This is a genomic window from Candidatus Schmidhempelia bombi str. Bimp (genome assembly GCF_000471645.3).
In the GTDB taxonomy this organism is placed as follows: domain Bacteria; phylum Pseudomonadota; class Gammaproteobacteria; order Enterobacterales; family Orbaceae; genus Utexia; species Utexia bombi.
In genome coordinates, this window is record NZ_AWGA01000063.1 from 58,674 (window position 1) to 65,738 (window position 7,065).

The window sequence follows — 7,065 nt, forward strand, 5'->3', positions numbered from 1 at the left end:
AATTCGCTATAGAAATTATTTCTATAGTGTATCTATAAAAATAAAAAAATAATGATTTTTCTTAACTTAATCTTAATAATGCGGGCCAACTTACTGAGTTAAATGATTTGGCATGAAATAAATAGTCCATACGTCTCGCGACGTGATGGTTTAATAACTACTGATTTTGTCTATATTTTCATATCCATTTAGGTGATTAAGTTAATATAAAATAGGAGATAGTTTTTTGATGTCAACTAAAAATAAGAATGATCAAAATGTTCCGATAACCATTGGTTTTAAAGCATATATTGCACTGATTACATCTATCCTTATTTTTTCAGGACTATTTTTTAATGTGGAGGGAATGGAATGGTTAGGGGCATTTGATTTTACAACCTTATGCGGTTCATTTGGTAAGATGCTTAATCCAGAACAAAATACATTTATCGGTGAAAATGGGATTAGTGCTAAAGCGGGATTCTTATTTTCTCTGACCCTTGTACCAACCGTGATGTTAGCTACGGGTCTATTAGAAGTATTTACTTATTATGGCGCTATTCGTGCCGCACACCATTTATTTACACCTTTACTGAGACCCCTATTAGGTCTGCCAGGATTAAGTGGCCTAGCGTTAATTACTAATTTACAAAGTACTGATGTCGGTACCAAATTAACCAAAGAACTCTATGAATCCAAACTGATTACTAAAAAAAATTTAATCATCATGGGAGCTTGGCAATATTCTGGTGCGGGCTTAATTAATAACTATTTTGCTGTTGGTTCAGTTGTGTTTTCCGCGTTATCAGTGCCAATCATTACCCCTCTCATTATTATGTTCTGTTTAAAATTTGTTGGCGCAACATTTGTTCGTATAATGTTAAGCACATGGTATAAAAAGGATTTTATTGATGAATAATAAAATCAATAAACCATCTAGTAGTAATCCTTTTGATATTTTTATTGTTGGCGCACGTAAAGGATTTTATATTGCAGCAAATCATTTAATACCTAACATATTGATGGCTTATGTTATTGCACAGATTCTTAATTTGCTCGGTATTATTCATTTTTTGGAGCAACTGTTCTCCCCGCTTATGTCGCTATTTGGTCTACCCGATGTTGCCAGCACGGTATTACTTACCGCTTGGTTTTCCGCCTCAGCCAGTGTCGGTCTAATCCTTAGTTTAATCGCTCAAGAGCAATTAACGTCACTTGATACGACAATATTGTTACCTGCTATTTTTCTGATGGGATCACAATTGCAATATATCGGGCGCTTATTACGTATTGCTAACGTCCCTAGGCGGTACTGGCCAATATTAATGATAACCAGCATTTTAAATGCCTTTATATCGATGTCGATTATGAAAATAATTATATAAATTATTTACCATAATCCATTAAATTATGCTTGCCGGCTAGGTATTTTATAAATCATCGCGGCTTATCATGACGTTGCGATAGATGTTAAACCACATGATAAATAACCCTAGTTAATGTGCAATTAAAAAATAAATAGCCCTATTAATAAAATGATTGAAATATAAATTTAAACGGGTTAAAACCCGTTCCCCGCTCTCTCCTTTCCGCCTTGCTCCTTATATCGTAAAACACTTAATCTAATAAATCTCATCATAGCCTTATTAAAAATAAGTCTATTGTTATATAAAAAACTTGACCTTGTATTCTTAAACTAGTTTAATAGTACAGATAAAAAATAGACAGGGATGAGTCTATTCATAGTGATAAGAAAAAGTAAGAATAGTTAGTAATGGCAACATAACAACAACAAAAAATCTATTTTAGTTAGTTCATTAGTGTTTACTCAGAATCAAACATGGTGGGAGCCGTCAATGAATAAGCCCGTTCTATCTCAGTTAAAACAGATGACGCAGTATTGTAATGATCCAACGCGAGTCTTCAATCAATTATGCCAACAAAAACCAGCAACCTTATTATTAGAAACAGCTGAGATCGATAATAAGCAAGGAATTAAAAGCATACTGATCATTGATAGCGCGCTAAGAATTACCGCTTTGCACCGTACAGTAACCATTGAAGCATTAACCGAAAATGGACTAGCGTTACTACAACAAGTACAACAATCCCTTGAGTCACCAATCACCTATCAACGAGATAACGATCAATTAATCCTAACTTATCCTGATATTGATTTAATCAAAGATGAAGATGCCCGCTTAAAATCACTTTCGATATTTGATGCATTACGTTCACTATTGCATTGCGTTGATATCCCCGCCCAAGCAGACCACGATGCGCTATTTATCGGTGGCTTATTTGGTTATGATTTAGTCGCAGGGTTTGAACATTTACCGCCATTACCAACAACTGAACATAGCTATGATTATTGCTTTTACGTTGCTGAGGTATTACTAGAAATTAACCATAAAAATCAGCAATCAACATTAAAAGCCTCGCTATTTGCCCCCAACGATAAAGAGTTACACCGACTTTCCTCAAGAATAAATCAACTTACGGAAACCCTGAAAAACAGCCCGCCAGAGATTGAAACTAAAGCCTTACCTTCACTTCACTTAACATGCAATATTGATGACGAGAACTTCAATACGATTGTAAAAAAAATGCAGGATGCAATTGCTCAAGGCGATATTTTTCAAGTTGTTCCATCTCGCCGTTTCCAACTTCCTTGTCCCAAACCTTTAGCCGCTTACCAAATGCTTAAAACCCATAATCCAAGCCCTTATATGTTTTATATGCAGGATAAGCACTTTATTTTATTTGGCGCCTCCCCAGAGAGCGCCTTAAAATACAGCCAAGCAACGAATCAAGTTGAAATCTATCCTATTGCGGGTACGCGTCCGCGTGGACGTAACCAATTCCAAGCAATTGATCAGGATCTTGATAGCCGGCTGGAACTCGATATGCGCACCGATCACAAAGAGTTAGCCGAACATTTGATGCTTGTCGATTTAGCCCGCAATGATTTAGCCCGAATTTGTACTGCCGGTACACGTTATGTTAAAGACCTATTGCAAGTCGATCGCTATGCCTATGTGATGCATTTAGTTTCACGGGTTGTTGGGCAACTGCGTTCAGATTTAGATGCCTTATATGCCTATCAAGCAACAATGAACATGGGCACATTAACGGGTGCGCCAAAAGTACAGGCAATGAAACTAATTGCTGAAGCTGAAAAGGTAAGGCGAGAAAGTTATGGCGGCGCGATTGGTTATTTTACCGGTAATGGCGATCTTGACACCTGCATTGTGATCCGTTCCGCCTACGTCCAACAAGGCATGGCTACCGTCCAAGCTGGTGCTGGCATTGTGTTAGATTCCAACCCCCAATCAGAGAGTGATGAAACCTATCAAAAAGCCAAAGCAGTACTAAACGCTATTGCTAAAGCCCATCATTTATCAGGAGTACAATAATGGCTAACATTCTATTTTTAGATAATATTGACTCTTTTACTTACAATTTAGTTGATCAACTACGATCGCATGGACATCAGGTGGTGATTTACCGCAATACGCTTGCCGCAGAGGTAATTATTGAAAAGCTATCACAATTAACCCATCCGATTTTATTTCTTTCCCCGGGGCCAGGCACGCCAAGTCAAGCAGGATGTATGCCAGAGCTATTACAACGTTTAAAAGGCAAACTCCCTATTATTGGCGTTTGCTTAGGACACCAAGCTATCATCGAGGCCTATGGGGGAAATATTGCTCCTGTTGGCGATATTTTACATGGAAAAGCATCGCTGATTGAACACGATAATCAATATATGTTTGCTAATTTACCTAATCCTCTACCTGTTGCCCGCTACCACTCATTAAAAGGCGAAAATATTCCATCTGAATTAACTATCAACGCTAGTTTTAAACAAATTGTGATGGCGGTACGTCATGATAATGATCGTGTTTGTGGTTTTCAATTCCATCCTGAATCGATCTTAACACTAAACGGCGCGAAACTATTAGAACAAACGATTGCATGGGCATTAAGCCAACCGCTTACCAAACCAATCGAAACCGCGCCCGTCGAGCCCCCATCAACCGCGTTTAACGCTCATACCGCTTATTCGCTTTCATCGATACAAACTAAACTTTATGGTGGTGAAGCACTTACTCAATCAGAAAGCCAATATCTATTTGAATTGATTACGACTGGCAACATTGAGCCAACTTTAATGGCAACCGCCATCATTAGTATGAAATTACGAGGAGAAAAGCCCACCGAAATTGCAGGCGCAGTCAACGCATTATTAGCCCAAGCAGACTATTTTCCTCGACCCGATTACCCTTTTGCGGATATTGTGGGGACTGGGGGTGATGGCACCAATAGTATCAATATTTCAACGGCCAGCGCCTTTGTCACCGCAGCCCTTGGCTATCCAATAGCTAAACATGGCAACCGAGGTGTGTCCAGTAAATCTGGCTCATCAGATGTCCTTTCGGCGCTGGGGCTTAAATTAACCATGCCAGCTGCCACTTCACGTCAAGCGCTTGATGAATTAGGTATCTGTTTTCTATTTGCACCGCAATATCACTCAGGCTTTCACTATGCCGCACCAATCAGACAGCAGTTAAAAACGCGTACCATCTTTAATCTCTTAGGTCCATTAATTAACCCAGCACGACCACAACGAATTTTACTGGGCGTCTATAGTCGTTCGTTAATTCAACCTATTGCTGAAACCTTGGTTACATTAGGCTATAAACACGGACTAGTGGTACATGGAAGTGGCATGGATGAAGTGGCGATCCATGGCGTCACCCACGTTGCCGAAGTTATTGATCATCAGATCCATTATTATGAAGTTTGCCCAGCTGATTTTGGCCTAGCGACTTATGCCTTAACCGATATTGAAGGTGGCACACCAGAACAAAATAAACAGCTCTTAACCGCGGTTTTACAGGGGAAAGGCACACCAGCGCATGAAGCGGCGATTGCTATTAATGTTGCGATGGTTATGCGACTATTTGGTCAGTCCGATCTTCGTCAAAATACACAGAAGGCATTAAGGATGATACGCAGCGGCCACGCTTATCAACGCCTACAAGACCTTGCGACTAGAGGATAATAATATGACTAACCATTGTTCACCTAACCCGACATCTAAGCCAACAGTATTAACCAACATTGTTGCCGATAAACAACGTTGGTTAATCAACGCGAAACAACATCAATCACTAAATAGCTTAAAAACGGCCGTTACCGCCAGTGATCGCCACTTTTATCAAGCATTAAAACAACCACAGACTGTCTTTATACTGGAATGCAAAAAAGCCTCTCCCTCTAAAGGATTGATCCGCCAAGACTTTGATCCCACCATGATTGCCAGCATATATAAAGATCATGCGGCGGTCATTTCGGTATTAACCGATGAGAAATATTTTCAAGGACGCTTTGAATACCTACCGCAAGTTAGGCAACAAGTCACTCAACCGGTATTATGTAAAGATTTTATTATCGATGAATACCAAATTTATTTAGCTCGCTATTATCAAGCTGATGCTATTTTACTTATGCTATCAATATTAACGGATGAGCAGTATCGCCACTTAAGTCATATTGCCCATCAGCTTAATATGGGCATTTTAACAGAAGCCAGCTCAGAACAAGAAGTGCAGCGAGCGATCCAGCTTAATGCAAAAGTAATAGGGATAAATAACCGTAATTTACATGATCTTTCGGTTGACTTGGAACGCGTCAAACGATGGGCGCCAACCATTCCAAAAGGGATCACTATTATCAGTGAGTCTGGCATTTATACACATCAACAAGTTTTAACATTAAGTCAATACGCGCATGGTTTTTTAATCGGTAGTGCCTTAATGTCTGAAACCAATTTAACCTTAGCTGTCCATCGCATTATTTATGGGGAAAATAAAATTTGTGGTTTAACGCGTCCAGAAGATGCCGCCGTAGCATATAAGATGGGGGCGGTTTATGGTGGTTTAATTTTTGTCCCGACATCGCCACGTTACATTAGTGAGCAACAGGCACAAAAAATGGTTATGCATACGCCGCTTAATTGGATTGGCGTATTTAAAGATGAACGTATTGCCACAATTGTTGCACGTGCACAATCATTATCTCTCTATGCGGTGCAATTACATGGACAAGAAGATGCCCACTATATTCAATCATTACGCCAACAACTACCAGCAAGCTGTCAAATTTGGCGTGCGTTAAGTATCGAATCCGCGATTCCCGAATACAACAATCCACTGGTCACACGTTACATTTTTGATCAGGGGACAGGCGGCAGTGGACAATGTTTTGACTGGCGTTTACTACACCAAAAAGAGTTAAGCCATGTATTACTGGCTGGTGGCATTTGTCCAGAAAACACGATAAAAGCCATTCAAACAGGCTGCCTTGGACTTGATGTCAACTCAGGGGTAGAAATAGCCCCAGGCATTAAAGACACACAAAAAATCCAACACGTATTTACGGCTTTACGTGCTTATCCCTACCGTCAATAATAAAGGAAGAAATGATGTCACAACTTAATCCCTATTTTGGTGAATTTGGTGGTCAATATGTACCACAAATCTTAATACCAGTACTCGATGAACTTGAGCAAGCCTTTTTAGATGCCCAAGCCGATGAACAGTTTCAACAACAATTTTATACGTTATTAAAAAATTATGCTGGCAGACCAACGCCTTTAACTTTATGCAAAAATTTAACCCAAGGCACACAAACCAAGCTCTATTTAAAACGAGAAGATTTAGTCCATGGCGGCGCGCACAAAACCAATCAAGTATTAGGGCAAGCGCTGCTTGCCAAACGGATGGGAAAAACCGAAATTATTGCAGAAACGGGCGCGGGGCAACATGGTGTGGCTACCGCCTTAGCGTGTGCATTACTAGGCTTAAAATGCCGCATTTATATGGGACAAAAAGATGTCGAACGCCAAGCACCTAATGTATTTCGCATGCGATTAATGGGCGCGACGGTTATTCCCGTCACCACTGGCTCAGCCACATTAAAAGATGCCTGTAACGAAGCGCTACGTGATTGGTCTGGTAGTTATCAAACGGCCCACTATTTACTGGGTACTGCAGCGGGCCCCCATCCTTTTCCAACTAT

At 40.0% G+C, this 7,065-nt stretch carries 6 protein-coding genes; all 6 read left to right on the top strand.

Annotated features, from left to right (window positions below):
• The first annotated feature begins 229 nt into the window (after positions 1–229).
• Positions 230–898, top strand: a complete 669-nt coding sequence (locus tag O970_RS06560) for a nucleoside recognition domain-containing protein (protein WP_036562889.1) — start codon at positions 230–232, stop codon at positions 896–898.
• A complete protein-coding gene (locus tag O970_RS06565) occupies positions 891–1,364 on the top strand; it encodes a YjiG family protein (protein ID WP_024496327.1) in 474 nt (157 codons plus the stop codon). Before O970_RS06560 ends, O970_RS06565 begins: the two co-directional genes overlap by 8 nt.
• Positions 1,365–1,835: 471 nt before the next feature.
• Positions 1,836–3,395 carry an anthranilate synthase component 1 gene (locus O970_RS06570; RefSeq protein WP_024496328.1) on the top strand — a complete coding sequence of 520 codons (1,560 nt, stop codon included), beginning with the start codon at positions 1,836–1,838 and terminating at the stop codon, positions 3,393–3,395.
• Complete coding sequence (gene trpD / locus O970_RS06575; protein ID WP_024496329.1) at positions 3,395–5,047, top strand: bifunctional anthranilate synthase glutamate amidotransferase component TrpG/anthranilate phosphoribosyltransferase TrpD; 1,653 nt, start codon at positions 3,395–3,397, stop codon at positions 5,045–5,047. Before O970_RS06570 ends, trpD begins: the two co-directional genes overlap by 1 nt.
• Positions 5,048–5,051: 4 nt before the next feature.
• On the top strand, positions 5,052–6,455 hold the full coding sequence (gene trpCF, locus O970_RS06580; protein ID WP_024496330.1) for a bifunctional indole-3-glycerol-phosphate synthase TrpC/phosphoribosylanthranilate isomerase TrpF: 1,404 nt from the start codon (positions 5,052–5,054) through the stop codon (positions 6,453–6,455).
• Positions 6,456–6,469: 14 nt separating this feature from the next.
• The coding region (locus O970_RS06585) for a pyridoxal-phosphate dependent enzyme (protein ID WP_024496331.1) at positions 6,470–7,065 on the top strand (596 nt) is incomplete at its 3' end.

Excerpts from the sequence above, each read along its gene's own strand:
- O970_RS06560 (WP_036562889.1), top strand. The coding sequence starts at position 230 with ATGTCAACTAAAAATAAGAATGATCAAAATGTTCCGATAACCATTGGT.
- O970_RS06565 (WP_024496327.1), top strand. The coding sequence starts at position 891 with ATGAATAATAAAATCAATAAACCATCTAGTAGTAATCCTTTTGATATT.
- O970_RS06570 (WP_024496328.1), top strand. The coding sequence starts at position 1,836 with ATGAATAAGCCCGTTCTATCTCAGTTAAAACAGATGACGCAGTATTGT.
- trpD (WP_024496329.1), top strand. The coding sequence starts at position 3,395 with ATGGCTAACATTCTATTTTTAGATAATATTGACTCTTTTACTTACAAT.
- trpCF (WP_024496330.1), top strand. The coding sequence starts at position 5,052 with ATGACTAACCATTGTTCACCTAACCCGACATCTAAGCCAACAGTATTA.